Source organism: Verrucosispora sp. WMMD573 (assembly GCF_027497175.1).
Classification (GTDB): Bacteria; Actinomycetota; Actinomycetes; order Mycobacteriales; family Micromonosporaceae; genus Micromonospora.
The window spans coordinates 1,532,084-1,556,931 of the sequence record NZ_CP114901.1; the positions used below are offsets into that span (position 1 = coordinate 1,532,084).

Annotated in this window: 24 protein-coding genes and 1 tRNA gene; 15 read left to right on the plus strand and 10 right to left on the minus strand. The window is 71.2% G+C overall.

The annotated features are described in order from the left end of the window. Nucleotides 1-44: 44 nt before the first annotated feature. Together O7601_RS07060 and O7601_RS07065 are read left to right on the plus strand one after the other, a co-directional pair. Nucleotides 45-734 (plus strand): PASTA domain-containing protein, encoded by a 690-nt coding sequence (locus tag O7601_RS07060; protein WP_281565404.1) that lies wholly within the window; start codon nt 45-47, stop codon nt 732-734. A 99-nt stretch (nt 735-833) separates the two neighbouring features. After that, nucleotides 834-1,715 carry a PASTA domain-containing protein gene (locus O7601_RS07065; RefSeq protein ID WP_281565405.1) on the plus strand — a complete coding sequence of 294 codons (882 nt, stop codon included), beginning with the start codon at nt 834-836 and terminating at the stop codon, nt 1,713-1,715. 9 nt (nt 1,716-1,724) lie between these two features. On the opposite strand, the gene O7601_RS07070 is transcribed toward O7601_RS07065, so the two are convergent. Both O7601_RS07070 and O7601_RS07075 read right to left on the minus strand, forming a co-directional pair. Next, a complete protein-coding gene (locus O7601_RS07070) occupies nt 1,725-2,168 on the minus strand; it encodes a hypothetical protein (protein WP_281565406.1) in 444 nt (147 codons plus the stop codon). Between the two features lie 116 nt (nt 2,169-2,284). After that, on the minus strand, nt 2,285-2,578 hold the full coding sequence (locus O7601_RS07075; RefSeq protein WP_281565407.1) for a hypothetical protein: 294 nt from the start codon (nt 2,576-2,578) through the stop codon (nt 2,285-2,287). Between the two features lie 451 nt (nt 2,579-3,029). Between O7601_RS07075 and O7601_RS07080 the strand changes: the two genes are divergently transcribed. From O7601_RS07080 to O7601_RS07090, 3 genes are all read left to right on the plus strand, one after another. Beyond that, nucleotides 3,030-3,905, plus strand: a complete 876-nt coding sequence (locus O7601_RS07080) for a helix-turn-helix transcriptional regulator (protein WP_281565408.1) — start codon at nt 3,030-3,032, stop codon at nt 3,903-3,905. Beyond that, a complete protein-coding gene (locus O7601_RS07085) occupies nt 3,881-4,102 on the plus strand; it encodes a DUF397 domain-containing protein (RefSeq protein WP_099848313.1) in 222 nt (73 codons plus the stop codon). The genes O7601_RS07080 and O7601_RS07085 overlap by 25 nt, the downstream gene beginning before the upstream one ends. A 258-nt stretch (nt 4,103-4,360) precedes the next feature. Further along, nucleotides 4,361-4,765 carry a hypothetical protein gene (locus O7601_RS07090; protein WP_281565409.1) on the plus strand — a complete coding sequence of 135 codons (405 nt, stop codon included), beginning with the start codon at nt 4,361-4,363 and terminating at the stop codon, nt 4,763-4,765. On the opposite strand, the gene O7601_RS07095 is transcribed toward O7601_RS07090, so the two are convergent. Next, nucleotides 4,730-5,332, minus strand: coding sequence for a hypothetical protein (locus O7601_RS07095; protein ID WP_281565410.1), 603 nt, complete (start codon nt 5,330-5,332; stop codon nt 4,730-4,732). The genes O7601_RS07090 and O7601_RS07095 overlap by 36 nt on opposite strands. A 221-nt stretch (nt 5,333-5,553) precedes the next feature. On the opposite strand from O7601_RS07095, the gene O7601_RS07100 reads away from it, so the two are divergent. Next, entirely contained in the window at nt 5,554-7,428 is a 1,875-nt protein-coding gene (locus O7601_RS07100; RefSeq protein ID WP_281565411.1) for a S8 family serine peptidase, read from the plus strand. A gap of 58 nt (nt 7,429-7,486) precedes the next feature. On the opposite strand, the gene O7601_RS07105 is transcribed toward O7601_RS07100, so the two are convergent. The 3 genes from O7601_RS07105 to O7601_RS07115 all read right to left on the minus strand — a co-directional run bounded on the left by O7601_RS07105 (nt 7,487) and on the right by O7601_RS07115 (nt 9,547). Then, nucleotides 7,487-8,284, minus strand: a complete 798-nt coding sequence (locus O7601_RS07105) for a WecB/TagA/CpsF family glycosyltransferase (protein ID WP_281565412.1) — start codon at nt 8,282-8,284, stop codon at nt 7,487-7,489. Continuing rightward, a complete protein-coding gene (locus tag O7601_RS07110; RefSeq protein ID WP_281565413.1) occupies nt 8,281-9,396 on the minus strand; it encodes an NAD-dependent epimerase/dehydratase family protein in 1,116 nt (371 codons plus the stop codon). The genes O7601_RS07105 and O7601_RS07110 overlap by 4 nt, the downstream gene beginning before the upstream one ends. 65 nt (nt 9,397-9,461) lie before the next feature. Then, nucleotides 9,462-9,547, minus strand: a tRNA-Leu gene (locus tag O7601_RS07115). Between the two features lie 230 nt (nt 9,548-9,777). Here O7601_RS07115 and O7601_RS07120 point away from each other — a divergent pair. Genes O7601_RS07120 through O7601_RS07155 form a run of 8 tightly spaced genes read left to right on the plus strand, consistent with a single transcriptional unit; the run spans nt 9,778 to nt 19,466 of the window. Then, nucleotides 9,778-10,587, plus strand: coding sequence for a DUF3662 and FHA domain-containing protein (locus O7601_RS07120; protein ID WP_093409193.1), 810 nt, complete (start codon nt 9,778-9,780; stop codon nt 10,585-10,587). A gap of 6 nt (nt 10,588-10,593) precedes the next feature. Then, entirely contained in the window at nt 10,594-11,082 is a 489-nt protein-coding gene (locus O7601_RS07125; protein ID WP_013730762.1) for an FHA domain-containing protein, read from the plus strand. After that, a complete protein-coding gene (locus O7601_RS07130; RefSeq protein ID WP_281565414.1) occupies nt 11,079-12,554 on the plus strand; it encodes a protein phosphatase 2C domain-containing protein in 1,476 nt (491 codons plus the stop codon). Before O7601_RS07125 ends, O7601_RS07130 begins: the two co-directional genes overlap by 4 nt. Nucleotides 12,555-12,580: 26 nt before the next feature. Next, nucleotides 12,581-14,068, plus strand: coding sequence for an FtsW/RodA/SpoVE family cell cycle protein (locus O7601_RS07135; protein WP_281565415.1), 1,488 nt, complete (start codon nt 12,581-12,583; stop codon nt 14,066-14,068). Continuing rightward, the gene (locus tag O7601_RS07140; protein WP_281565416.1) at nt 14,065-15,570 is read left to right on the plus strand and encodes a penicillin-binding protein 2; all 1,506 of its coding nucleotides are present in this window, start codon (nt 14,065-14,067) and stop codon (nt 15,568-15,570) included. Before O7601_RS07135 ends, O7601_RS07140 begins: the two co-directional genes overlap by 4 nt. Nucleotide 15,571: 1 nt before the next feature. After that, nucleotides 15,572-16,948: a serine/threonine-protein kinase gene (locus O7601_RS07145; protein ID WP_281565417.1), complete on the plus strand. Its 1,377-nt coding sequence runs from the start codon at nt 15,572-15,574 to the stop codon at nt 16,946-16,948. Beyond that, complete coding sequence (pknB, locus tag O7601_RS07150) at nt 16,945-18,771, plus strand: Stk1 family PASTA domain-containing Ser/Thr kinase (protein WP_281565418.1); 1,827 nt, start codon at nt 16,945-16,947, stop codon at nt 18,769-18,771. The genes O7601_RS07145 and pknB overlap by 4 nt, the downstream gene beginning before the upstream one ends. Before the next feature lie 26 nt (nt 18,772-18,797). Beyond that, nucleotides 18,798-19,466, plus strand: a complete 669-nt coding sequence (locus O7601_RS07155) for an ElyC/SanA/YdcF family protein (RefSeq protein WP_281565419.1) — start codon at nt 18,798-18,800, stop codon at nt 19,464-19,466. 154 nt (nt 19,467-19,620) lie between these two features. Here O7601_RS07155 and O7601_RS07160 read toward each other — a convergent pair whose 3' ends face one another. From O7601_RS07160 to O7601_RS07175, 4 genes are read right to left on the minus strand one after another with little or no spacing between them, the layout of a single operon-like run. Beyond that, a complete protein-coding gene (locus O7601_RS07160; protein WP_281566832.1) occupies nt 19,621-20,271 on the minus strand; it encodes an aminodeoxychorismate/anthranilate synthase component II in 651 nt (216 codons plus the stop codon). 5 nt (nt 20,272-20,276) lie between these two features. Continuing rightward, nucleotides 20,277-20,579 (minus strand): hypothetical protein, encoded by a 303-nt coding sequence (locus O7601_RS07165; protein WP_281565420.1) that lies wholly within the window; start codon nt 20,577-20,579, stop codon nt 20,277-20,279. A gap of 2 nt (nt 20,580-20,581) precedes the next feature. Further along, nucleotides 20,582-23,335 carry a class E sortase gene (locus O7601_RS07170; RefSeq protein ID WP_281565421.1) on the minus strand — a complete coding sequence of 918 codons (2,754 nt, stop codon included), beginning with the start codon at nt 23,333-23,335 and terminating at the stop codon, nt 20,582-20,584. Between the two features lie 7 nt (nt 23,336-23,342). Next, nucleotides 23,343-24,152 (minus strand): DUF881 domain-containing protein, encoded by an 810-nt coding sequence (locus O7601_RS07175; RefSeq protein ID WP_281565422.1) that lies wholly within the window; start codon nt 24,150-24,152, stop codon nt 23,343-23,345. A gap of 223 nt (nt 24,153-24,375) precedes the next feature. On the opposite strand from O7601_RS07175, the gene O7601_RS07180 reads away from it, so the two are divergent. Next, complete coding sequence (locus tag O7601_RS07180; protein WP_093409169.1) at nt 24,376-24,642, plus strand: cell division protein CrgA; 267 nt, start codon at nt 24,376-24,378, stop codon at nt 24,640-24,642. Nucleotides 24,643-24,848 lie beyond the last annotated feature (206 nt).

Sequence of the window (24,848 nt, forward strand, 5' to 3'; positions counted from 1 at the left end):
TGGCCCCGGTCGCTACGGTCGCGGGTGATGAGGCGGTGGGCGGGATGATGGACGGGACCACGGGCGGGCGGCCGGGGCGCGATGACACCGGCCCGGACCGGACGAGGCTGATCATCGGCGGCGGGGCCGCCGCCGTACTGCTTGCGATCATCGGCGCGACCGGTGGCTGGGTGCTCGCCGGTGACCAGGTGGAGCCGGGCCCGGTGTCGTCCGGCGCGACCGGCACCAGCACCCCGACCCCCGCCGTACCGAACACGCCGCCTCGGGATCGGCCGACGCCGACCACCCCAACCAGGCCGAGCAGCAGCCCCAGCCCGTCGCGGCCGGCCGGACTCACCGTCCCGGACCTGATCGGCGCAGACTTCGAGGAGGCCAGGGAGGAACTGCGGGACCTCGGCCTGGGCTGGCAACTCGTCTTCGGCAGCGGCGACAGTTCCAGCGTGCGCAGCACCGATCCGGCCCCGGGCACGCCGGTGCGGCGCGGTGTCACCGTCAAGATCAACGTAGCCGGGGCGGCCCCGCCGAACGAGGTGCCCGAATTGACCGGTGAGACGTGCAACGAGGCGGGAGGCAAGCTGGTAGACGACGGATTCTCCCCCCGCTATCCCACCGGGCGCTCCGGCACGGTGACGTCGCAGCGCCCGCCCGGCGGCACGGTCGGCAGGTGGAACGACGTGATCCAGATCTGGTGTGGCACACCGCCGAGTGCGGACCCGAGCGCACCGGCAGCGTGACGCGCACCCGACACGCTGATGCCGGCCGATGACCGGCGAAACCGCTAGGTTGACCGTCGAGGGGCCTGGTGCCCGCCCGGTCGGCGGAAAGGACGTGCCGTGAGCGACGACCGCCAGCAGCCGACCGACGGGCAACCGGACGACCGGACCCGTCCGATCCCGCCAGCCGGGGACAGCCCGGACGAGACCGCGCCGCTGAAGCGCGCCCCCGACGAGACCGCGTCGATGGACCGGGCAGCCAGTGAGCCGGGGAAGCCGGCCGACGCGACCGCACCGATCGGGCGCGCGCCGGACGAGACGGCGCCGATCGGGCGTACGCCGGACGAGACCGCGCCGATGGACCGGGCCGCCGCGGAGCCGGCGGACGCGACCGCGCAGCTGCCGCCGAGTCAGCGCTCCGGATCGGTGGCCTGGTCGGGGCGCGCGGAGGTGCCGTCGGTTCGGCCGGGGGTGGACCGCGAGCTGGCCGGCGGTGACTGGTACGCCGACGAGCAGCCGGGCCGACCGTGGTGGCTGCCGATCCTCTGGGGCGTCCTGCTGCTGCTCCTGCTCGCCCTGATCGGAGGTGGGTTCTGGCTGGCCCGCCAGGGGCTGGACGACGACGGCCCGGCACCGGAGTCGCCCTCGCCGACCACCCAGGTCTCGCCGACCACGGCGTCGCCGTCGCCGACCACCGCGTCCCCAACACCGGCACCGACGACGAGTGCCGCGCCGGTCGAGGTGCCGGTACCGCCGCTGGTCGGTCTGCCGGAGGCCGCGGCACGGGCCGCGCTGGACGGGCTCGACCTCGACTATCGGGTGGAGTACCGCCCGTCGGACCAGCCGGAGGGGACCGTCATCGCCACCGACCCGGAGGCCGGTGAGTTGGTGGCGGCGGGCGACGAGGTTCAGCTGGTGGTGGCTGCGGCCAGCCCAAGTCCTTCGCCGACCACGGGTGAGCCGACCACCGAGCCGACCGCCTCGGCGAGCCCCACGGAGTGATCGCCCGACTCACCACATCCGGCGTCTGGTGCCGACCAGTCCGAGGCCGGCGAGGGAGATCGCCAGCCCGAACACCCCGGACCAGAACAGCGAGCGGCTGAGTTCCTCGCGGCTGTGATCACCCATGGCTCTGGCCGGCGTCTGCTGGCCGGCCGGGTACGAGGGCCTTCCGGAGTCGCCGTCGGACTCCGCCGGGTCGTCGATCGTCTGGTCGAAGAAGCCATCACGGGCGAAGGCGTCCCAGACGTCGTCGGCGGTGACGTCCGGCTCGACCGGCTCGCTCTCCACGACGGTTATCTCCGGGGCCGGTACGGGCTCGGCCAGCCGGGTGGACGACAGTGCCGGATCCCGGCCCAGCACCACCAGGATGGTGACGGCACCGAGAAGCGCCAGGAGTCCGAAGGTGTGGGCGATGCGGGACCGGCGTGGCTCCCGCGCGGACAAGTTGACCATGGCCATCCCAGGTTCGGGGTCCGGGAGGCGCGGGGTGGAAACATGCCGGGGTGGGCATACCGATTCTATGTCGGCGGCATGCCCACCGAATCCCTTTCACCTGACGTCGGTGAAGCTCAGTGCACCCGAACCGGCGTCCGGACGGACGGCCGGCGGGCCGAGCGCACGGTGTGCGGACGCGGCTGCGGCTGCGGGGCGGCTTGGACCTGCCGCAGCCCGGCCCGTTGGACGAAGATCGACCGACGGTTGACCGCGTCCCCCGCCGCGTTCAACTCGTAGCCCTCAAGCCAGAGCCAACCGTCGTAGGTGGTCCGGTCCAGCACCCGGATCACCCGGAACAGGATGGGTTTGAGGAATTGGACACTCGCCGCGCGTGTCACGTGCAGTACGTCACCGGAGCGGGGAAGCACATGGGCTCCTGGAAGGTCGGCCGGCGGGGAAGAGCCGGCTAAAGGATGGGGGTTTTTGCTGGCTCCGGCGACGAGGTCGTGTCTCGGGGCCGGTGTCCTTGTCCGTCAATAAAGAGCTGCTGGTGGCGAAGCTCCTGCCCGGCGACCCGCCGCTCCACGACATTGATCACTCGTGGAAACGGATCGGAGACGGTCAGTAACCCGGGTCATACGGACAGAGTGCATCAGGAGTGTGCTCCATGCAAGTTGCACGTCGACTTTTGCCGATACGTGAGCGGCTCGCGCGAAACGGCGCTTGAACGCGCCGCCACCCGGGCGGCACACTGAGAGCCGGTTTCGCCCCGCCGCGGCCGGCCGACGACCGGGACAACCCACGCCGCGAACGCTCGCCCGGAGGATCGCGCCGTGGGCGGGCGGTCAGCGCGGCGCGTCGAAGCGGAGAGGTGACACGGTGAGCGAGCGGCGCAGCCCGACCATCCGGCGGCGCCGGCTCGGTGCAGAACTGCGCCGCCAGCGCGAGGCCGCCGGGATCACCATCGAGGCCGTGGCCGAGCAGTTGGAATGCTCGGCTTCCAAGATCTCGCGTATCGAGACGGGGCACACCACCGCGACTCCCCGGGACGTGCGGGACATGCTCCGGATCTACGGCGTGGTCGGTGCCGAGAGCGACGAGCTGGTGCAGATCGCCCGCGAGGCTCGGCAGAAGGGCTGGTGGCACCCCTACAGCACGGTGCTGGTCGGGGCGTACGTGGGCCTGGAGGCGGCGGCCAGTTCGATTCGCGCGTACGAGCAGCAGGTGGTGCCGGGGCTGCTGGAGACCGAGGACTACGCCAGCGCGATGATCCGCGCGGCCCGCCCCGATTTCAGCCCGGAGCAGGTACAACAACGGGTGCGTGTCCGACTCGGTCGTCAGTCGTTGTTGACCCAGGATGATCCGGTCGATCTGTGGGTGGTGCTCGATGAAGCGGTGTTGAGCCGTCCGGTGGGCGGGGATGCGGTCATGCGTGACCAGATCAGCCGGTTGGTGGAGGTGGCACAGCTGCCGAACGTGACGCTTCAGGTCCTGCCTTTCGAGGTGGGAGCGCACGCCGGCATGGACGGCACCTTCACCATCCTCAGCTTTCCCGAACCCGGTGATCCGGATGTCGTGTACGCGGAGAACGCCACGGGTGGGCTCTTCCTGGAGAAGAGCGACGAACTACAGAAGTACAGCTTCATCTTCGATCACATTCGAGCAGCGGCCAGGCGCCCGGAGGAGTCCGTCGAGTACATCGCGAGACTGGCAGAGGAGCCGTTGTGGAAGTGGCGACGCAAGGATTCTCCGTGAACCTGACGCAGGCGACATGGTTCAAGAGCTCGAAGAGCGGACCGAACTGTGACAACTGCGTCGAGGTGGCGTACGTGACCGGGGCGGTCGGCGTCCGGGACTCGAAGGACAAGGCCGGACCGGCCCTGGTCTTCGCGCCCGGCGACTGGCACGCTTTCGTCGCCAGCACCAGGGACGGCGCGTTCCCCCGGGCCTGACGCCCGGGGACGGTGACGACGGATCCCCGCTCGGCCATCGGCCGAGCGGGGATCCGCTGTTTGTGACCCTCGGCGGTGTCGGCGGGAACCTCGACGCGGGCCGCAGGTGTCGGGCATCGGGTGTCGGCGGTGCGGCCCGTGGACGCGTGCTCCGCCGGCTGCCGTCGCCACATCCTGCCCGTGTCGTTGTACCTTCCGGTACGCGCTGGTCGACATCCCCCCGGCAGGGCGGGTAACCGAGCGAGGCAGGCGAGACGGATGACGAGTATCGGGTCGGAGAACCTCACCAACGGACCGGGAAAGCCGGAACGGTTCGGCGGCAAGTATCGCGGGGCCCGGCGGGACACCGTGCTGACCGAGGTGGTGTCGGCGGAGACCGAGCACGCGGGCCGGGAGACCCCGACGGCGACGGAGTCGCCGTCGCCGCTCACCCTGCCGTCGTTGGATCCGAATCCGCTGACCGAGCCGTCCTTTCCGGCCGGCGGCTGGTCGACGGCCGACGACGGGTCTCTCGTGGACCATCCACTGCTGCGTGGCCTGTTGATGGAGTTGCCGCCGAAGGGCAGCGTGCCGCCACCCGGCTGGCTCGACCGCTGGTTCGAGGCGACCAGGGCGATCCTGGAACTGCTATACGTGCAGGGCGCCGGCGGCCGGGCGCGGTGACGACACCCGCTCGGGCATGGCCTGCTCGGCGAAGCGGTTGTGCCGCAACGCGTGGCGTACGCCGATCGCAGCGACGGCCAGCGCGGCGATGGTGATCGCCGGCCCGGTTGCCGAGGGCCCGAGATACTGGCCCGCACCGCTCGCCACGATGACGCTCGGCAGCAACGCCAGACCGGTCACCTGTAGTGGCAGTCCGATCAACGGGTGGGCGGCGGCGGCCCGCAGTCCGTGCGGGGCCGGTGTCCCGGCGGCGCCGGCCAGCGCGCCGGCCCCGGCCCACAACCGGCGCAACCGGCGCACCGTGCAGCCGGCCACCAGCAGGGCGGGTAGAGCGGCGAGGATCAGCCCGTCGGCGGCTCGATCCGCCAGGGTCGGTCCGACGGAGACCAGCCCGGCGATCGGCAGAGCCATCGTCAGCGCGAGCCCGGTCAGCGTCAGCGCGAGCAGCCGGCCAGCTTGCTGGCGCAGCTCGCGCGCATGGCTCAGGCGGGGTAGCCCGTCCGCGAGGTAGCCGGCGGTCCACCAGACGGCGGCGACCGGGAGCAGGACGGCGAGGTGGCTCTGCATGTCCATCAGCCTTGCCCGATTTCCGGCCCGCCGAATCCGGGTCCGTCCCCCGTTCCTCCCGTACCCGTCCCCCGTAGGGGAATCATCTCGCCAGTGTTATGAGGGATCCGACATGTTTAACTGTCCGCACACATCCAACTACCCTCACCGTGATCGGCGTTCATCGATCAGCCTGTCACGAGCAGGTGGACGGCCGATGCCGACCCGAGGGAGGTAGGAAGATGGCTCTTCCACAGAGATCCGTGCTCGTCGGTCTAGCCGCACTGGCCATGGTGGCGGCGGCCACGCCGGCCATGGCGGCCGAGCCGGTCGGCACCGTCCGAAGCGCCGGCGGCGCGACCGCCGTCAAGGACAGCTACATCGTCGTGTTCAAGGACAGCGAGGTCAGCCGTACGGCCGTCGGCTCCTCGGTGGACCGGCTGCTGCGCCGGCACGGCGGTGCCACGGCCCGGACCTACAGCGCGGCCGTCCGTGGCGCCGAGGTGCGGGTCAGCGCGCGGGCCGCGGCGCGGATCGCGGCGGACCCGGCCGTCGCGTACGTCGAGCAGAACCACGTCGTCTCCCTCGCGGGCACCCAGACGAACCCCCCGTCCTGGGGCCTGGACCGGATCGACCAGCGGAACCTGCCGCTGAACAGCTCGTACACCTACCCCAACACGGCCACGAACGTGACCTCGTACGTCATCGACACCGGCATCCGGACCACCCACTCCGACTTCGGCGGCCGGGCGACCTGGGGCACCAACACCGTCGACTCCAACAACACCGACTGCAACGGTCACGGCACCCACGTGGCCGGCACGGTCGGCGGCTCGGCGTACGGCGTGGCCAAGGCGACCCGCCTGGTGGCGGTCAAGGTGCTCAACTGCTCCGGCAGCGGCACCAACGCCGGTGTCATCGCCGGCATCGACTGGGTCACCGCCAACGCGGTGAAACCGGCCGTGGCCAACATGAGCCTCGGCGGCGGGGCCAACACCTCGGTCGACAACGCGGTCATCAACTCCATCAACTCCGGCGTCACGTACGCGGTGGCCGCCGGTAACGGCAACGCCCTGGGTCAACGGCAGAACGCCTGCAACTACTCGCCGGCCCGGGCCGCGCCAGCGATCACCGTCGGCGCCACCCAGAGCAACGACGCCGCCGCCAGCTTCTCCAACTACGGCACCTGTGTGGACATCCTCGCCCCCGGCGTCAGCATCACCTCCGCCTGGCACACCAGCGACAGCGCGACGAACACCATCAGCGGCACCTCGATGGCCTCGCCGCACGTCGCCGGTGTCGCGGCACTGGTGCTCTCGGCCAACCCGTCCTGGACGCCGCAGCAGGTCCGGGACTACCTGGTCAGCAACTCCACCCCGAACGTGATCTCGAACGTCGGCACCGGAACCCCGAACCAGCTGCTCTACGTGGTGAACGGCAGCACCCCACCGCCGACCAACGACTTCTCGGTCTCGGTGTCGCCGACCTCCGGCTCGGTGACGGCGGGTAGCTCGGCGACCGCCACCGTGTCCACCGCGACCACCAACGGCTCCGCCCAGTCCGTCAGCCTCTCGGCCAGCGGCCTGCCGTCCGGGGCGACCGCCTCATTCAGCCCGGCCACCGTCACCTCGGGCGGCTCGTCCACGCTCACCATCAGCACCTCGGCCAGCACGCCGGCCGGCACGTACACCGTGACCGTCACCGGCACCGCGGCCTCCGGCACCAGGAGCGCGACGTACTCGCTGACGGTGACCGGTGGCAGCGGCGGTGGCTGCTCCGGGACCAACGGCACGGACGTGTCGATCCCGGACTCGGGCTCGGCGGTGACCAGCTCGATCACGATCTCCGGCTGCAACCGGAACGCCGCGTCGAGCTCGACCGTCGCGGTCAACATCGTGCACACCTACCGTGGCGACCTGGTCATCGACCTGCTCGCTCCGGACGGTTCGTCCTACCGGCTGAAGAACAGCAACATCTTCGACGGCACGGACAACGTGAACACCACCTACACGGTGAACCTGTCCAGCGAGGCGGCGAACGGCACCTGGCGGCTCCAGGTCCGCGACGTCTACGGCGGTGACACCGGCTACATCAACACCTGGACGCTGACCCTCTGACAGTCCGCTACGGCAACGGGCCCCGGCGCTACGCCGGGGCCCGTCTGCTGTGCCTGGTTCAGACCGCGAACGTGGTCGGCCGCTCGGTGGCCGGCGCAGGCGGGCGGGCCTTCCACAGCCCGGTCTTCTGCGCGAACAGGCGACCCAGGTACGCGGGGTTCAGGATCACGTAGCGCCGCCACAGGCGCTTGGGTTCCAGGCCGAGACGCCAGAACCACTCCAGGCCGGCGCGCTGCATCCACGGCGGCGGCTGGCGCAACAACCCAGCGTGGTAGTCGAAGGCCGCGCCGACCGCCATCAGCGGCATGTCCAGCAGCGGGCGCATCGCGTACGCGAAAATCTCCTGACGGGGGCAGCCGAGCCCGACCAGTACCAACCGGGCACCGCTGGCCTTGATCCGGTCGGCGATCTCGACGTCCTCGCCGGGCTGCACGCCGCGGAACTTCGATGCCTCGACCCCGGCGATCTTGAGTGCCGGGAACATCCGCTCCAGCGCCGGGATCAGCCGGTTGAGGGTCTCCTCGGTCGAGCCGTACAGGTAGACCGGCAGCCCTTCGTCGGCGAAGCGGGACAGCACGTGCAGTGTCAGCGTCGGCCCGTAGACCCGATCGGTGAGCCCGGCGCCGTGCAGCAGATTCAGCGCCCAGCGCACCGGCTGACCGTCCGGGGTCACCACGTCGAAGGAGTTGAGCCGGGCGTTGTGCGCCCGGTCCAGCACGCCGGTCATCACGCCGTGCACGGCCAGCGCGGTCAGCGCCAACGGCTGGCGTTCCTGTGCGGCGGCCACCACCTGCTCGGTGGCCTCGGCGTAGTCGGTCGCATCGACCAGGACACCGAGCACATTCTTCTTGGTCATGCTCCCGGCACCCACTTGTCCACGTTGGCCTCGTAGATCTCTCGCATGATCATTGGTACGTCGTACACCTGCTTCCAGTCCGGGTAGTCGGCCTGGAACGCCTCGTTGGAGCCGATCCACCACTTGTGGTCGCCGATCCGGTTGGCCTCGACGTACTCGGTGATCATCTCCTGGCCGGTGATCTGCTCGGCCAGCGTGAACGCCTCCCGGTTGGAGGTGTTCGAGTGTCGGCCGCCGCCGAGGTTGTAGACGGCGGCCGAGCGGGGGTTGCGGAAGAACGCCTCGAACGCGGAGACCACGTCCGAGCTGTGGATGGCGTCGCGGACCTGCTTGCCCTGGTAGCCGAAGATCTTGTAGGTGCGGCGCTCCATGTTCGCCCGCATCACGTATCCGAGGAAACCGTGCAACTCGGTCGCCGAGTGCGCCGGCCCGGTGAGCGTCCCGCCTCGGAAGCAGGCCGTCTTCATGCCGAAGTAGCGGCCGTACTCCTGCACCATGACGTCCGCCGCGACCTTGGACGCACCGAAGATCGAGTGCAGGCAGGCGTCGATCGACATGTCCTCCCGGATGCCCTGCTCGTACGGGTGGCCCTGCTCGATCTCCCAGCGGGTCTCCAGCTCCATCAGGGGCAGGCTGTTCGGCCGGTCGCCGTACACCTTGTTCGTGGAGCAGTGGATGACCGGGGCGTCGATGCAGTGTTCCCGGACGTTCTGCAGAACGTTGAGCGTGCCGGCGGCGTTGACGTCGAAGTCGGTGAACGGGTCGCGCACCGCCCAGTCGTGCGAGGGCTGCGCGGCAGTGTGGATCACCACGGCCACGTCCCGGGCGTACCGGCCGAACAGCGCGCCGAGCGCCGCCCGGTCCCGGATGTCGATGCTGTGGTGGGAGTACGCCTCACCGAGCTCGTTGGTCAACCGGCGGACATTCCAGGCGGTGGACGCCTCCTCGCCGAAGAATTCCTGCCGCATGTCGTTGTCGATGCCGACGACGTCGAGACCGAGGCCGGCGAAGTGCCGGACCGCCTCGGAGCCGATCAGCCCGCCCGACCCGGTCACGAATGCGACAGTCACACGCCACTCCTGGTGCGTCGGAGGCAGAAACCATCGGAGCATAGCGTGACGTCCGGCACGCCCCGGATATGGAGCGAGGGCCCCGCATCTCGCGGAGCCCTCAACCGTGGTGGGGAAGGGGGGAGTTGAACCCCCACGTCCTTTCGGACACACGGACCTGAACCGTGCGCGTCTGCCATTCCGCCACTTCCCCGTGGCCCGACCTCGGTCGAACGTGGTCTGAGCCGGACGCCGCCGGTGATCGGCGGGCCTCGGCCATCCTACGTGACCTTGGTCTGCTGCCGCGAATGGCTTTCGCTGCTCGCAGCGGTTACCGTTCGTGGCGGACGAAAGAGTAGCACGACAATCAGAAGCCGTCCGAACGGGCCGCGGCCTGCCGGCCGAGCGGCGTGTGAGCTGCGTGCGCTCTGGACGGATACCATCATGTCCTCGGGACCCGAGGAGGAGCCGGTGAGCGTGCTGCAACGCTTCGAGAAGCGTCTGGAAGGCCTGGTCGAAGGGGCTTTCGCCAAGGTCTTCAAAGGGGTGGTCCACCCCGTGGAGATCCTCAACGCCATGCAGCGGGAGGCCGAGGCACATAAGGCCATCCTGGCTGGTGGGCGCACGTTGGTGCCCAACCGCTACGTGATCGATCTCTCCCCGTACGACCACAGTCGGCTGGCGCCGTACGCCGCCGCGCTGGCCCAGGAGCTGGCCCAGTCGCAGGCGGAGTTCATCGGCGAGCAGGCCTGGACGGTCTACGGGGACGTGATCGTCGAGATCGAGCGCGGTGAAGGACTCGACACCGGCATGTTCCGGGTCACCGCGGAGGTCTACACCGGTGGCGAGGTGGCCCCGGTTTCGGCGCCCGGCTATGACGCCGGTCCGCCCGGATACGACGCCGGTCCGCCCGGCTACCCGTCCTACGACCAGGGTGGTGGCTACGGCCCACCGCCGGGTCATGGCGGTGGGCGCAACATTCGGCTGGTCTCCGGCGACGGCCGCACCTACCCGCTACAGATGGGCTCGACCGTGATCGGTCGTGGCGACCAGGCCAACCTGCGCCTGCCGGACGTCGGCATCTCCCGGCGACACGCCCGGCTGGACTTCGACGGTGGGCAGGTCGTGCTGACCGATCTCGGCTCGACCAACGGCACCATGGTCAACGGCCAGCGGGTCTCCGCCGTGGCGTTGAACCCCGGTGACATGATCCAGCTCGGTACGACCACTCTGACCTTCCGCGTGGACGGCTGATCCGCCTTGCCGGAACTCGTTATCACCGTTGCCCGGTTCGGATTCCTCGTGCTGCTGTGGATCTTCGTGTTCACGGTGGTCGGCGTCATCCGCCGGGACCTCTTCGCGGGGGCCCGCTCGGGTCGACTGGTGGCCGCACCCCGGACGGTGGGCGCGTCGACGGGGCAGGCGACGGCGAAGCCGGCGAAGGTGAAGCGGGGGCGGGCGGCGCACCAGCTGGTGGTGACCGCCGGTCAGCTGGCCGGTACGCGGATCACGTTGGGTGAGGCGCAGATAACGATCGGTCGTGCCGAGGACTCCACCCTCGTCATCACCGACGACTATGCGTCCGCGCGACACGCCCGGCTCGTGCCGCGCGACGGGCAGTGGTTCGTCGAGGACCTGGGTTCGACTAACGGGACGTACCTGGATCGCGCTAAGGTCACCGGACCGACCCCCGTCCCCCTCGGCGTGCCGATCCGAATCGGCCGCACCTCTCTCGAATTACGGCCATGACTCTGACCCTGCGCTATGCGGCCCACAGCGACCGCGGTCTGATCCGAGACGGTAATCAAGACTCCGTCTACGCCGGGCCGCGGCTACTCGCCGTTGCCGACGGCATGGGCGGTATGGCCGCCGGTGACGTCGCCAGCAACATCGTCATCGGTGCCATGGCGCCACTTGACGAGGACGTCCCCGGGGACGCCCTGGTCGACGCGCTCCGCTCGGCGGTGGGCACCGCCAACCAGCAACTCCGCGAGACGGTGGAGGCCAACCCCCAGTTGGAGGGGATGGGCACCACGCTCACCGCGACCCTGTTCTCCGGCAGCAAGCTGGGCATGGTCCACATCGGAGACTCGCGGGCCTATCTACTGCGCGACGGAGAGTTCGCGCAGATCACCAAGGACGACACCTACGTACAGATGCTCGTCGACGAAGGCCGGATCAGCCCGGAGGAGGCGAGCAGTCACCCCCAGCGCTCGTTGCTCACCCGGGCCCTGGACGGCCGGGACATCGACCCGGAGTACTCGGTCCGGCAGGTGTTGCCCGGCGACCGGTACCTGATCTGCTCCGACGGGCTCTCCGGTGTGGTCAGCGCGGAGACCATCGCCGAGACCATGCGGGAGTACGCCGACCCGCAGCAGTGCGTCGAACGGCTCGTCCAGCTCGCTTTGCGCGGTGGCGGCCCGGACAACATCACCGTGATCATCGCCGACGCCACCGACCGGGACATCGTCGAGGCGGCGCCGATCGTCGGCGGTGCGGCGGCCCGGGACCGAGGGATGGCCACCTCGGCGGACGTCTCCACTCCAGCGGCTCGCGCCTCGGCGCTCTCCGCGCCCCGGCCGGCGACGCCCGACGAATCCGCCGCGAACAACGACGACGAGCCCGAGGCACGCCGACGCCCACTGCGTGCGCTCGCGATGACGACCGCCCTGCTGGTGATCGTCGGTGGCGGGGTGTTCGCCGGGTGGAGCTACACGCAGCGCCAGTACTACGTGGGCGCGACCGAGAACGGCCAGGTGGCCGTGTTCCGTGGCATCCAGGGTCAGATTGCCGGGATGGATCTCTCCAGCGTGCACTCCGAGAGCGAGGCGCAGCTGGACGACCTCACCCTGGCCGCGCAGGAGCAGGTCAAGCAGGGCATTCCGGCCAAGAGCGAGCCGGACGCGGAACGCCGGCTGGCGGAGCTGACGATGGACAGCCCGACAAACGTGAACCTGAAGCCGATCTGCCCGCCGACCCCGAGCCCCACGCCGTCCCTGGTGGGGTCGCCGTCCCCGACGCCGAGCGCGCCGGCGGGATCGCCGAGCGTTCCGGCCGGCTCACCGAGCCAGGTGGGCAGCATCTCGGCGTCACCGCCGGAGGGAGCCCCGGCCACGCCGACCGGCCCCTCCGCCGCTGCACCGGACAGCACCCCCGACGCGCCCCCCGTCGACACCTTCACGCCCACGGTCGATCCGGCGGCCTGCCGGTCGCCCGAGTAGGCACCGGCTCCCACCCGAGGACGATCGTGACCGCAGCGGCCACCCCGGCATCCTCGCCCGCGACTGCGGGCGAGCGACCCGGCGTACGCATGGCGCGGTCCCGCCGCAACGCCGAGCTGTCGCTGCTGCTGCTGGCGATGGCGCTGGTCGCCGCGTATTCGGCGATGGTCGAGGCGAACGTGCTCGACACGGTCACGCCAGGCTTCTGGGTGCCGGCCGCCACGCTCACCGCGGTGTTTCTCGGCATGCACCTGGTGATCCGGTTTTTGGCACCCTTCGCCGATCCGGCGCTGCTACCGGCGGTCGCGCTGCTCAACGGGCTGGGGGTCGGCTTCCTCCGCCGGCTCGACCTCGCGAACGCGGCCCCTGAGGAACGGGCCGACCTGGCCATCTTCGCCGGCATCGGCGGTCGGCAGCTCGCCTGGACGCTGATCTCGGTGATGCTGGCCGCCGGGCTGCTGGCGTTGATGCGCGACCATCGGTCGATCTCCCGGTACGCGTACACCCTGGGTCTGGCCGGCATCGTGCTGGTCATGCTGCCGGCGGTGCTGCCGGCCAGCATCTCCGAGATCAACGGCGCGAAGCTCTGGGTACGCATCGGCAGCTTCTCGATCCAGCCCGGCGAGTTCGCCAAGCTCGCCCTGCTGGTCTTCTTCGCCTACTACCTGGTGCGCAAGCGCGAGGTGTTGTCGCTGGCGAGTCACCGGTTCCTCGGCATCGACTTCCCCCGCGGGCGCGACCTCGGCCCGGTGCTCGTGGTCTGGGTGATCAGCCTGCTGGTCCTCGTCTTCGAGAAGGACCTGGGCACCTCGCTGCTCTACTTCGGCATGTTCGTGGCCACGGTCTACATCGCCACCGAACGGGTCAGCTGGCTGCTCATCGGCCTGGTCCTCTTCTTCGGCGGCGCCTACGTCGCGTACGTGCTCGGCGAGGCGGTGGGCGGTCCGTTCGCGAACTTCTACCTGCGGGCACAGATCTGGCTCGACCCCTTCGCCCAGCCGTACGACGACGGCTACCAGCTGGTGCAGGGGCTGCTCGCGCTCGGCTCCGGCGGGTTGTTCGGCGCCGGTCCGGGCGGCGGTCAGCCGCTGCTGCTGCCGGAGGTACGGAACGACTTCATCTTCGCCGGTATCGGTGAGGAGATCGGTCTCTTCGGCCTCTCCGCGCTACTGGTGATCTACCTGCTCATCGTCGAGCGCGGTCTGCGGGCCGCCCTGGCGGTCCGGGACTCGTTCGGCAAGCTGCTCGCCGGTGGCCTGGCCTTCACCCTCGCGCTCCAGGTCTTCGTGATCGTCGGCGGGATCAGCAAGCTCATCCCGCTCACCGGCCAGACCACGCCGTTCCTCTCCGCCGGCGGCTCCTCCCTGATGGCGAACTGGCTGCTCATCGCGGTGCTGCTGCGCGTCTCCGACGCCGGCCGCCGGCCGGTCGACGGTGCCGGTGGCAAGGTGACCCGTCCCTCCGGCCCGCCCGAGCAGCTGCACGGTGCCCCCACGGAGGTGATCAAGCCGTGAACGCACCCCTGCGTCGGGTCGGTGTCGTCGTCATCGTCCTGTTCGGCCTGCTCTTCGCCAACCTCAACTGGATTCAGGCGTACAAGGCCGACGAGTACCGCACCAGCGACTACAACGGTCGGGTCCAGGTCGCCAAGTACGACCGCAAGCGGGGCAACATCGAGGCCGGCGGCACCGCCCTGGCGGTCAGCAAGGAGACCGACGGCGAGCTGAAGTACCTGCGCACCTACCCGGGCGCGGCGAAGTACGCCCATGTGCTCGGGTACGAGCCGGTGAACGGCTCCGCGACCGGTCTGGAGCGCGCCGAGAACGACTTCCTCGCCGGCACCAGCGACCAGCTCATCGTCAACCGGCTGCGGGACATGGTCACCGGCGACACCACCGCCGGCGGCAACGTGCTGCTGACCCTGTCGAAGCGGGCCCAGGACACCGCGTACGACGAGTTGCGTGGCAACAACGTCGGCGCGACCAAGGGCGCGGCGATCGCCGTCGACCCGGCGACCGGAGCGGTGCAGGCTTTGGTCTCCATTCCCAGCTTCGACCCGAACCCGCTGGCCAGCCACGACACCGACGAGGCGACCGCCGCGTACAACCGGCTCGAACAGGAGGCGGGACGGCCGCTGCGGAACCGGGCGCTCGGCGAGGTGCTGCCGCCGGGCTCCACCTTCAAGATCGTGGTGGCCGCGGCCGCGCTGGAGAACGGGATCACGAAGGAGACCGAGATCCCGGCCGGGTCGAGCTACACCCCGCCCACCTCCGGCGAGCCGATCCGCAACGCCGCGCCGTCGATCTGCCCCGAGTCGCAGGTGACCCTGATGAACGCGGTCACCGAATCGTGCAACACCGGGTTCGCCAAGCTCGGCGGCCAGCTCGGCCCCGACGTGCTCAAGGAGAAGGCCCGGCAGTTCGGGTTCGAGCAGGAGGACCTGACCGTCGGCCGGCTCGGCGAGGGCGGCCTGAGCGTGGCGGCCAGCCGGACCGGCAGCATGGAGAACCCGGACGGCGGTCCCGACCCGGCGGCGCTCGCGCAGTCCTCCATCGGGCAGCGTGACGTGCGGATGACCCCGTTGCAGGGCGCCATGATCGCTGCGGCGGTGGCCAACGGCGGCAGCCAGATGCGGCCGTACCTGGTGCGTCAGCTGCTGGCACCGGACCGCACCACCGTCTACGACACCGCCAACCCGCGCGAGCTGCGCCGGCCGGTGAGCGGTCAGGTCGCCGCCGACCTGCGGGACATGATGGTAAGCGTGGTGGAGAACGGCACCGGCCGGAACTCCCGGATCAACGGCTACACCGTCGGCGGCAAGACCGGTACCGCCCAGTCCGCACCGGACCGCCCCGACCACGGTTGGTTCATCGGCTTCGTCCTCGACTCCGAGGGCAAGCCGATCTCCGCCGTCTGCGTCGTCCTGGAGGAGGCCGGCAACGGCGGCAGCGCCGAGGCCGCCCGGATCGCCGGTCAGATCATGCGGGCCGCCATCGCCGAGCCCGGGGGGCGCTGACATGCTCAGTCCCGGTGTGCAGCTCGGTAACCGTTACCGCCTCGACGAGCGGATCGCCAGCGGCGGCATGGGTGACGTCTGGCGCGGCACCGACCAGGTGCTCGGTCGTACGGTGGCGGTGAAGAGCCTGCTCCCGGCGTTGCTGGACGAGGCTGGGTTCGCCGAGCGGTTCCGCGGCGAGGCCCGCACCATGGCCACGATCAACCACCCGGGCGTGGTCGACGTCTACGACTTCGGCAACGACCAGCACATCGCCTTCCTGGTGATGGAGTACGTGGAGGGTGACCCCCTCTCGGCCACGCTGAGCCGGGTCGGCCGGCTCACCCCGGCGCGGACCATGGCGCTTGTCGCCCAGGCGGCGGACGCGCTGCACGCCGCCCACGTGAAGGGCATCGTGCACCGGGACGTGAAGCCCGGCAACCTGCTGGTCCGCCCCAACGGCACGCTGGTGCTCACCGACTTCGGCATCGCCCGGTCGGACCTGGTCGGGCAGCTCACCGCGGCCGGCTCGGTGCTCGGCACCGCCTCGTACATCTCCCCGGAGCAGGCCACCGGTCAGGTCGCCACCCCCGCCTCCGACGTCTACGCGCTCGGCGTGGTCGCCTACCAGTGCCTCGCCGGACGGCGGCCGTTCGAGGGTGACAACCCCCTCGACATCGCGATGCGGCACGTCCGGGAGACGCCCCGACCACTGCCCTCCGACATTCCGCCCCAGGTCCGCGCGCTTGTCGAGCGGGCATTGGCGAAGGACCCGAAGGATCGTTGGCCGAGCGCCGCCGCACTGGCCGGTGTGGCGCGGCAGTTGAAGACCGCGCTGTCCCGGCAGGCCCGAGCCGGTGGGCAGGCCGCGCCGATCTCTGCCGCGCCGGCCTCGCCGGCACCGGGCCGCGCGCAGGTTCCGCAGCCACCGCGTCCGGTCGCGGCCCCGCACTCCCCGGCTCCGGCGCACCCGCCGGCCGTCGGGCACCGACCGCCGCCGGCTCATCCGCAGGCCCGTCCGCCGGTGGCCCCGCACCGTCCCACAGCGGTGGCGCCGGCCGCCGCTGGCTACCCGCGTGGCGCGGCCACGGTTCCGCCCGGGTACGCTCCGCAGCCCGGACCGCCACGCCCGGTGCCCCGACGGTCACGATCCGGGATGGTCTTCCTGGCCATCATGTTGGGCGCACTGGTCCTCATCTGCTCCGGCGTGATTTCCTACCAACTACGGAACAACCTCGGCGCGGGCACGCCGGGCGGTGCTTCCGTGCCAACGGTGACGTCCGACGCGCTGCGGCCTGACGGGCGAGACGATCTGGTCGATACGGCGTACCGTCGACTGGATCAGCCCCGAATGGGCGGCGACGTGACGACGACGAGCGAAGGACGACAGACGCGATGACAGCGCAGGCCCGCCTGCTCGGTGGCAGGTACCAGGTCGGCGAGCTGCTCGGGTACGGCGGCATGGCCGAGGTGCATCGCGGCCGTGACCTGCGGCTCGGTCGGGACGTCGCGATCAAGATGCTCCGCGCCGACCTGGCCCGCGACGCCACCTTCCAGATGCGTTTCCGGCGGGAGGCGCAGAACGCCGCCTCGCTCAACCATCCGGCCATCGTCGCCGTCTATGACACCGGCGAGGAGCAGGCGCCGACCGGCGAGACGCTGCCGTTCATCGTGATGGAGTTCGTGAACGGGCGCACGCTGAAGGAGGTGCTCGGCGCCGAGGGCCGGTTGCAGCCCCGGCGGGCGCTGGAGATCTCCGCCGACATCTGCGCCGCGCTGGACTTCAGCCACCGGCACGGCATCATCCACCGCGACATCAAGCCGGGCAACGTGATGCTCACCCAGACCGGCCAGGTCAAGGTGATGGACTTCGGCATCGCCCGCGCGTTGGCCAGCGGCGCCACCACGATGACGCAGACCAGCGCGGTCATCGGCACCGCACAGTACCTCTCCCCGGAACAGGCGCGCGGCGAGGCGGTCGACGCCCGTTCCGATGTGTACGCCGCCGGCTGCGTGCTCTTCGAGCTGCTCTGTGGGCATCCGCCGTTCGTCGGCGACAGCCCGGTGAGCGTCGCGTACCAGCACGTGCGGGAGGCTCCGCCGACCCCGAGCGATCTCAACCCGGACGTCAACCCGGCGGTCGACGCGATCGTGCTCAAGGCACTGTCGAAGAACCCGTTGAACCGCTACCAGAGCGCCGGGGAGATGCGGGCGGATCTGCTCCGCGCGGCAGCCGGTCGGCCGGTGCTGGCGACCCCGGTGATGCGCGAGGACGAGACCGTGGCGATGGCCGCGGCCGGCCACCCCGGCTACCCGACGGCAGGCGCGACGCAGACCCGGCAGATCCCCGCCCGGGTCGGTGATCCGCGTCAGCGCAAGGCGTCGTCCTGGCTGATCGCCACGTTCGCCGCGCTCGGCGTGCTCGCGGTGATCGCCCTGGTCGCCGCCCTACTGCTGAACCAGCGCGACGACGAGCCCCAGGACGTCGCGGTGCCGACGGTCACCGGGTTGAGTAAGGACGACGCGTTCGCCCAGATTGACCGGGACGGCTTCGTGCCGGCGCTCGGCGAGCCGGAGTTCACCTCCGACTGCAAGGAGGGGACGGTCACCAGCCAGTCCCCACCCCCCGGCGAGCGGGCGGAACCGAACAGCACGGTGACCGTAAACATCTGCGGCGGCAAGCCCGAGGTGGAAATCCCGCGCGGCCTCGTCGGCAGCACGCAGGAGGCCGCCCAGACGCAGCTTGAGAACCTCAAACTCGAGGTGAAGATCGAGGAGGCGAACAACGCGGCGTCCGAGGGGCAGGTGTTGAAGGTCGACCCGCCCTCGGGTGAGAAGGTCGCGGAGGGCACCGTGGTCACCCTCACCGTGTCGAAGGGCAACGTGGCGACGGTGCCATCGGTGGTCGGCCTGTCCAAGGCGGAGGCGGAGCGGACCCTGGAACGCGCCGGCTTCGACGTCGACACCGAGCTGGGTCCGGAGCGCCCTGCGGATGAGGCCGGGCGGGTGGTCGACCAGAGCCCGAACGCCAACGCCGAGCGCACCAAGGGCAGCACGGTGAAGATCATCGTGTCGGTGCCGGAGCCGGAGGAGGACCCGGACCCGCCGACCCAGAGCCCGCCGACCACCGGTGCTCCCACCACGCCCCCGCCGGACGATGACGACGAGGGTGGTGGCGGCGGGCTCCTGCCCTCCTTCTCTCCGTTCCGTCTCGGGGAGTGACGCCGCCGGCCCCTCCGGTCGACCTGGTGAAGCGCCAGCGGCGACGGCTACTCCGGCTGGCCGTGCCGGTCGTGATCGCGCTGCTGCTGGCGGTCAGCCTGCCCTGGCTGTGGACGACAGTCGGTGCGCGCGGCCACGTCCACCCGGCGGCGCAGGCTCCGACCGCCGACGTGGTGATCGTCCTCGGTACCGCCGTGACGGAGGACGGCCGACAACCGGGGGTCCGGCTCGCCGGCCGCCTGGAGACCGCAGCCGAGCTTGTACGCAGCGGTAAGGCCCGGGTGGTCCTCGTGTCCGGCGACGGTGCGGGCGAGTCCGGCGACGAGCCGGCGATCATGGCCGCCCACCTGACCGAGCAACTCGGTGTCGATCCGCAGCGCGTCGTCGCCGACCCGCACGGGCTGGATACGTACGACAGCTGCCTGCGGGCCCGCGAGGTGTACGGGATCGAGCGTGCCCTCATCGTCACCCAGTCGTATCACCTGTCCCGGGCGGTGACGCTGTGCCGGCACGTCGGCATCGACGCCGACGGGGCGACCGCCCGCTGCTCCGGCTGCGGCACCGGCCTGTTGGTGCGCAAGGCGGCTCGGGACTATCTGGCCAGCGGCAAGGCGGCCTGGGACGTCATCCGCGACCGGCCACCGGCCGTCACCTCACCCGCCGACCCCGCCATTTCCGACGCCCTGGCCCGCTGACCGCCCTGCGGCTCGGTCCGATCCGATGACGTCGGTGGGTGTTCTGGTGGTGACGCTCGGGCTTCGAGGTCTCGACCGATCCCGGTCCGGAGGTACCCGCCGACCACCGGGGAGGTGGTCGACCAGGCCGGCACGACGAAGGCGAACCTGACTCTCAGGCGGTGGCGAAGGCGGCGCGGCGGCGGGCGTCGACCTCGGCGGCGAGTTCCGGGGCCCGTTCCAGTGCCTCGGGATGGCCGCAGGCGGCGAGCCAGTTGGCAAGCATCAGGTGGCCGCCCTCGGTGAGCACCGACTCGGGATGGAACTGGACGCCCTCGACCGGCAGGGTGCGGTGCCGCATCGCCATCACGATCCCGGAGGCCGTCCAGCCGGTCACCTCCAGCTCGGCCGGCAGGGTTTCCCGCAGCACGGCGAGGGAGTGGTAGCGGGTCGCCGTGAACGGGTCGGGCAGCCCGGCGAGGACGCCGGTGTCGTCGTGCCGGACCTCCGAGGTCTTGCCGTGCAGCAGCTCCGGGGCGCGGGTGACGGTAGCGCCGAACGCCTCGCCGATGGCCTGATGCCCCAGACACACCCCGAAGATCGGCAGCTTGCCGGCGTACTCGCGGATCACGTCGAGGCAGATGCCGGCCCGGTCGGGCGTACCCGGGCCCGGTGAGAGCAGGACGCCGGCCGCACCGACCCGGCCGACCTCGGCCACCGGGATCTCGTCGTTGCGTCGTACCTCGCACTCCACGCCGAGCTGACCGAGGTACTGCACGAGGTTGAAGACGAACGAGTCGTAGTTGTCGATCACCAGGACGCGCATCGGGCTCACTCGTCCTCTTCCGGCGGCGGGGTGTTGTTCCGGTCGGTGTCGTACGGCAGATCGTGCTCGTCGCCCGGTGGCGCGTCGTCGACCGCGCCGTCGTCCCCGGGCCCGACGTCACCCTCCGGTGCACTCGGTACGCCGGAGTCGTCCTGGGTGACCTGCACGTCGTCGAAGGGCAGCAGCGGTTCCGCCCAGGGAAACACCACATACCACAGCAACGCCACCATCGTGGTGGCGAGCAGCAGGCTGCCGACGAGCTTGCCGGGCAGCCCGAAGGGCAGCTTGCGCCAGATCCAGGCGTACATGGTCAGGTCCCCAGCTCCGCCGGGCGTCCCTCGGCCTTGGGCTGGGTACGCGTCAACTCGGCGTGAATGATCAGCCGTTCGTAGTTGTCGAACTTCGGGTTGCAGGTGGTCAGGGTCAGCATCCGCTTGGTCGGCTTCTCGCCCGGCCGGCCCGGCACCGGTGCCACCACCTCGACCTGCGTCGGTTTGACGACCACGCTCTCGGTCACCTGATACACGTACCACTCGTTGCGGCCCTCGACCAGGATCGGGTCGCCCTCGCGCAGCTCGTCCAGCCGCCAGAAGGTGGCCCGGTTCCGGTGCCCGGCCACGGAGAAGTTGCCCACCTGGCCCGGCATGGCGCTGTCCGGGTAGTGCCCCGGCGCGTACCGGATGTCCTGCTGGCCGACCCCCTCGACCACGATCCATTCCTTGTCGAACTTCGGGATGTAGAGGCCCGCGATCGGTGTGCCCTGCACCGCCGGTTTCGGCTTGGCGGACGGACTGGCCGACGGGGACACCGTCGGGTCCGTCACCGGCTCGGGTGCCCACGCCTGGGCCAACTGCTCGCTCAGCTCGCCCTGGTGGGCGTCGACGATCGCTGACTTGCCCCAGATCTCGTAGCCGGCGAAGAGCAGCACCACCAGGCCGAAGGTGATCAGCAACTCGCCGCTGAACCGCAGACCGGTGCGCACCCGCGACCACAGCGACGGGCGGGTCAGCTCCGAGTAGACGCTCTTGTAGCCCTCGCCCGTCTGGTGGGGGCGAAGTTGCACCACCCGGTCGCCGCGGCGCGGCGTCGGTGCCTCGGCGGTCTGATCGGCCCCGTCGGACGCTTCCTCGCTCTTGGGTGGCCGGGGTACGGCACCCATCAGGGCGGTCGAGTCCAGTGCGGGCCCAGCATTCGGCCGCGCCCCGGTGATCGCCGGGATGAGGGCGGTCGCGGCCGGGTCGGCCGATCGGCTCGGCGTGGGAGTCTGCCCGGGTGCCGTGGGCTGACCGGGGGGCGCGGGGCGGGTCTGCTGACCCGAGGTGGAGTTGGTCGAGGCGAGCGTCCGCTCAGTGGCCGCCGGGCTGCCCGGGCTGGTGGCGGCACCGGGGTGCCCGTTCGTCGCCTGTGTCGCCCGGGTCGGCTCCGTCCCCCGGCCGCCGACCGCCGGGCCGGCGATGTCGCCGACCTTCGGCATCAGCGCGGTCGGCCCCTCACCGGACCAGTCACCCTGGCCGGATGCGTGGTCCGGCGACTGCCGTGCCGGCTCGACACCGGGCGTGCGCCGACCCTCAGCCGACCAGGACGGTGTGGCCGGCGGCTGAGCTGGTACCGCCGAGTACGTCGGACCGCTGCCGCCGGGCTGGTCCTGGCCAGCCGGCTCGGGACGCGCCACATGCGGTGCCGACCTGTCCTGGCCAGCCTGCGCTGGCCGCGTTGCCAAGCCGTTCGGGCCCGGCCCCCCGGGGTGCGGCGGCTTTGCCACCCCGCTGGTGCTCACCGGTCCGAAGTACGGCGTGGGCGGTGCCGGCGTTGCGCCGGCAGGCTGCCCGGCACCGGCAGGCGGCGCGTGCGGTGCCTGGGCTGCCGGGCCGTTCCCGGAGCGCGCCGCCTGCGGTGTCGGCGCTGCCGGACCGGTTCCCGGGCGCGGGGCGTGATCGCCGTAGGGTGCACCGAGCTGCGGTGCCGGCGTCGGTTGCGAGGGCTGGGGCGACTGACCGGACGGTGGCGTGGCCGGTCGCACGGCGGCGGGTTGCGTGGCCCCGGCGGGCTGTCTCGGCTGGTCACCGTTCGGCCAGGTCGGGCCGCTGCGGGGCGGCGCCGTTCCGGCGCCGTTCCGGTTCGGGCCGGGCGCCTGGGCTTGGGCGCCGGGCCAGGGCGGCGGGGTGCCGGCGGCCTCGCCGACTCCCGGTCGGGCCGGGGTGTCGGCCGGGCCCGTCCACCCCGGTCGGCCGGCGGTGCCGGCGACACTCGGGTGACCGGATCCGCCGGGACCGGCGTCCGCGCCGGCCGGGCGGGTGCTGGTCGGCTGCTCCGGGTCGCCCGCGCTCCGAGCCGGCTGGAAGGCTCCGCGCCACGGCGTGGGCCCGACCGGAATGTCCGGCTGACCCGATGGCAGGGGTACCCCGTACCACTTGTCGTCGGTTGCCGCGTCCGGTTGCCGGCCGGCGGCGTCCCGAACCGGAGCGGGCGCGGCGTCCCACTGCGTCGCCGTGCCGTCGGGATCCACCGCCCGCTGCCTGCTCGGTGCCGGGTCCCACTGGTTGGCGCTGCGCCCGGTGGTCGTCGCAGCGTCCCACTGGTTCGCCCGGCGGTCCGTGGCCGGGGCGGTGTCCCAACGTCCGGGCGCGGGCGGTTGCTCCTGGCCCGGGCCGGCCCCCCGACGGTCGGCCGTCGGCGCGCTGGCCCGCTCCGGCATCGCAGACGCGCTCCAGCCGGTCGGAGCGCCGGGCGTGGTCGTGGTCCGGGCAGGCGGGTCCGCTGGCGCGTCCCACCGGTCGCCGGGCGGCGAGGGGGTCTCGGCGGCACCGTCGAAGCGGCCGGAGTTGGTCGGCCGCTGGCCGTCCGGCGGTCGGCCTCCGACCGAAGCCTGATCGGTCGGCCGCGGAGCTGCGGTCGGCGGCGGATCGTGCGGTGCGTGGGACGGCCCGGACCGGGTGGGCAGCACCGGGTCGGGCCGGGATCCCGTCGTACGGGCGTCGGTGGACCCGCCCCGCTCGACCTTGGGGATGAAGGCGGTGGGCTCGTCGGTCTGGTCGCGGTGCCGACCGTCGGACTGCGGGCTCACCGCGCGCTCACTGCGGCACCGCCGGCACCGTCGCCGATCGCAAGGTGGTGGAGTCCTCGAAGGCGGGCACCGTGACCGTGCCAGGGGTCTCTGAGTAGCCGAGTTGGTAGTTGTCGACCGCGTCCCTGAACCACCGGACTCCCTCGGAAACGGCGAGGGCCTGCCGGAGTGCGGCGGGGTCGCCAATTGCTACGATCTTGAAAGGTGGGGAGTACACCCGGCCGTGCAACAGCAGGGTGTTACCCACGCAGCGTACCGCGCTGGTCGCCAACACGCGCACGTTCATGATTGACATCGCCTCGGCACCACCGGCCCAGAGCGCGTTGACCACCGCCTGCACATCGCCCTGATGGACGACCAGGTCGTCGTTGGAGGCCCCTTCGGGCAGATTGCTGAGCTGCGGCGCGTCGTTGAGCTCCACGGTCAGACCGGTACCGGTGAGGGCGGTGAAACCGGCGGCGGCCCTACTGGCGTTGGCCCGCTGCTGTTGTTCCCTGATCGGGCCGTCGGAGTTGGCGAGGACGGCCGTCCGGTCCTCCAACTCCCCGCGCAGCGTGGCGGCCCGCTTCTCGTTCGCCGCCACCTGCGCACGGCGGTCCTCGATCAGCTCGGTCAGCTGGGGGCGGCGGTCCTCGCGCAGGGCGGTGCCGTCCGCCGTCGTGGCCGTCGTGGTGAAGAGCAGGCCGGCCGCCAGGGCGATAAGCGGTACCCCTACCGACCAGAACGGCCGGCGTTGACGTGGCCGCCGAGGCAGCAACCCGGCGACGAGTCGTCGCAGCGCCTTCTGCCACGACGCTGCGCCGGACGTGTACTCCACGGGCCAGTCCCCCTCGTCATCGCGCTCCGACGCCGCCCGGTGCGGGCGTGGCGCCAGCCGTGCTGCCCAGTTTTCCGGTGCTGCCCGGTACCGGTCTCACCTCATTCGTGGATCGGACGGGTCTTCCGGACTACGCTAGCTGTCGAACATTATTGGCCATGGACCGTCGCCCTCGCGCCCGGTTGTCAGGCCGGACGAGGTCGTAACCCCTCTGGAGAGCGCCGTGCCCAAGTCTCAGGTCCGCAAGAAGAAGGTGTACACCCCGCCTACGGACGTCCGCCCGACGGCGACGACCGCGGCCACCAACAAGCCCAGCCCGGTGTGGCTGCCGGTCCTGGCGGTGTCGCTGATCGTCTTCGGCATCGGCTGGCTGGTGGTCTACTACCTCTCCGAGCAGGAGTACCCGGTCATGGAGCTGGGGTACTGGAACCTGGCGGTCGGGTTCGGCGCGATGGTCGCCTCCCTGATCGTGCTTTCCCGCTGGCGCTGACCCGCAGCTCAAGGCCCTGACTCTCCGGCGCCACCGGCGGCCCGCCCGAGCGGCGTTGCCGTCGGCCTCCTAAGGTGTGCGCAGGGCAGCGTGGCCCCGGGTGCGAGATGACTCACGTTACTGCTGGGTAACCTTGCGCGTAGGCTGCACTGCATGACCGAGCGGAGCGAGGTCATCGACCGATCAGGTTGAGGTGCGGCGGCGTG